2 protein-coding genes are annotated in these 2,575 nt (G+C 60.2%); both read left to right on the top strand.

Annotated elements, in window-relative coordinates:
- Window positions 1–486: MFS transporter (locus FEM54_RS30255; RefSeq protein WP_138454031.1), on the top strand; the 486-nt coding region annotated here is incomplete at its 5' end.
- On the top strand, window positions 483–1,457 hold the full coding sequence (locus FEM54_RS30250) for an NAD(P)-dependent oxidoreductase (protein WP_138454030.1): 975 nt from the start codon (window positions 483–485) through the stop codon (window positions 1,455–1,457). The genes FEM54_RS30255 and FEM54_RS30250, both read left to right, overlap by 4 nt.
- Window positions 1,458–2,575 lie beyond the last annotated feature (1,118 nt).

Here is a 2,575-nt window from a genome sequence, read left to right as displayed (position 1 = left end):
GGTTGGCTGTCGGCTCTTCCCTACCTGGCAGCGGTGATCGGCATGCTGGCGGTGTCGTGGGGCTCGGACAAGCTGCAAAAACGTAAACGTTTTGTGTGGCCGCCGCTGCTGATCGCGTCTATTGCGTTTTACGCGTCCTACGCGCTCGGCGCTGAGCACTTCTGGTGGTCCTACACCCTGCTGGTCATCGCCGGGGCCTGCATGTATGCGCCCTATGGTCCGTTCTTTGCCATCGTCCCGGAAATCCTCCCGGCCAACGTCGCTGGCGGCGCCATGGCGCTGATCAACAGCATGGGCGCGCTCGGTTCGTTCGGCGGTTCGTACCTGGTCGGTTACCTCAATAGCAGCACCGGCTCACCCGGCGCCTCGTACTTGCTGATGAGCGGGGCGCTGATGTTTGCCGTGGTGCTGACGATTTTCCTCAAGCCCGGCGCCAGTGATCGCGTGCCGGTGCCAACCCTGGAGTTGAAGGTAAAAACCTCATGAAAAAGTCTGTGGTCCTGTACAAAAAACTCTCCGCGCCATTGATGGCCCGCCTGCACGAACACGTCGACGTGACCCTGATTGACGCCCTCGACGAACCCGGCCTCGCCCGGCTGCGTGACGCCTTGCCTGGTGCCCATGGTTTGTTGGGTGCCAGCCTGCGCCTGGATGCCAGGCTGCTCGACCTGGCGCCCAAGCTCGAAGCGGTGGCCAGTGTGTCGGTGGGCGTCGACAACTACGACATCGACTACCTGACCCAACGCGGCATCCTGCTCAGCAATACGCCGGATGTGCTTACCGAAACCACGGCGGATACCGGCTTCGCGCTGATCCTGGCCACCGCTCGCCGGGTGGTCGAGCTGGCCGATATGGTGCGTGCCGGGCAGTGGAGCAAGAACATCGGCCCGGCGCATTTTGGCACCGATGTGCATGGCAAGACCCTGGGCATTATCGGCATGGGGCGCATCGGCGAAGCCCTGGCTCAGCGTGGGCATTTCGGTTTTGGTATGCCGGTGATTTACCACAGTCATTCGCCAAAACCGCGGGTAGAGGAGCGCTTTGGGGCGCAGTTTCGTAGCTTGCCGGAGTTGTTGCAGCAGGCTGACTTTGTGTGCCTGACCTTGCCACTCACGGCTGAAACCGAAAAGCTGATTGGCGCGCGTGAGTTTGCGTTGATGGGGCCGGAGACGATTTTTATCAATATCTCGCGTGGCAAGGTGGTGGATGAGGCGGCGCTGGTTGAGGCGCTGCAACAACGCACGATTCGGGCGGCGGGGTTGGATGTGTTTGAGCGCGAGCCGTTGAGTCATGACTCGCCGTTGTTGCGTTTGAACAATGTGGTGGCTACACCGCATATCGGTTCGGCGACCCACGAGACGCGGGAGGCTATGGCCGCTTGCGCGGTGGAAAATTTGCTGTCGGCGCTGGCTGGGGAGCGGCCGGACAATCTGGTTAATCCGAGTGTGTATGCTTGAGCTTGCGGTGGGTCCGTTGGCGGGTTCGGTGACTGGCGTCGCTGCTGTGTACATATCCGTTGCTGCGGTAACGGCCACTTAGGGTTCCGCCCTTACGGCGGCTCACTTTTTGAAGGACCAAAAAGTAAGCAAAAAGTCCTCGCCCCAACACTCGGTGCCTCGCTGTGGCTCGGCATGCCCGCAATCCGCCAGTGATTTGGGGGGTCGCCGCGATGGGCCATCCTTGGCCCAGCGCGGCTAAACCGGCATCCCTGCCGGTTTACCCCCCAAATCCCTGTCAGATTCCGGCCATCGTGTTTAACGGGGCGATTTCAGATCAAGATCAAAAGCGCAGATCAAAAGACCGCTGACTTCGTCATCGAAAAGGATGTAAGGGCCGGAGCAACAGCAACAGCAACAGCAACAGCAACAGCAGAGCCATACTCGGTCAAATGTGGGAGCTGGCTTGCCTGCGATGGCATCAACTCGGTGTGCCTGATGTACCAAGGTGTCTGCATCGCAGGCAAGCCAGCTCCCACAGAAAAGCAGATCCCAGGTGTATGCAAATCCGCTTTTCGCTTTTGATCTAACCACTCAGGTCGGCTTTCAGGCCGCCGTGCTCTGCTTTTGATCTTGATCTTTTGATCTGAGGCGCCCCGTTAACCACGATGGCCGAACGCAGGCTTGAATCCGTGGGTAACCCGGCAGGACGCCGGGTTAGCCGCGCTGGGCCAAGGATGGCCCATCGCGGCGGCCCACGGATTCAAGCCGGAGTGAGGGCATGCCGAGCCTAAGCGAGGCACCGAGTGGTGGGGCGAAGACCTTTTGGTTACTTTTGGGGCGTTTGCCAAAAGTGACCCGCTGTAAGAGCGGAACCAATAGCCGCCGTTACCCAAATAACGGATATACCCCCAACCTACGGCTCCCCGTTGCTGCGGTAACGGCGGCCTATGGTTCCGCTCTTACAGCGGGTCACTTTTGTAAAGACACAAAAGTAACCAAAAAGTCTTCACCCCAACACTCGGTGCCTCGCTTAGGCTCGGCATGCCCTCACTCCGGCTTGAATCCGTGGGCCGCCGCGATGGGCCATCCTTGGCCCAGCGCGGCTAACCCGGCGTCCTGCCGGGTTACCCACGGAT

Source organism: Pseudomonas edaphica (genome assembly GCF_005863185.1).
Lineage (GTDB): Bacteria > Pseudomonadota > Gammaproteobacteria > Pseudomonadales > Pseudomonadaceae > Aquipseudomonas > Aquipseudomonas edaphica.
The sequence above is the reverse complement of the archived record's forward strand: the minus strand, read 5'-3'. Positions and strand labels throughout refer to the sequence as shown.

Excerpts from the sequence above, each read along its gene's own strand:
- FEM54_RS30250 (WP_138454030.1), top strand. The coding sequence starts at position 483 with ATGAAAAAGTCTGTGGTCCTGTACAAAAAACTCTCCGCGCCATTGATG.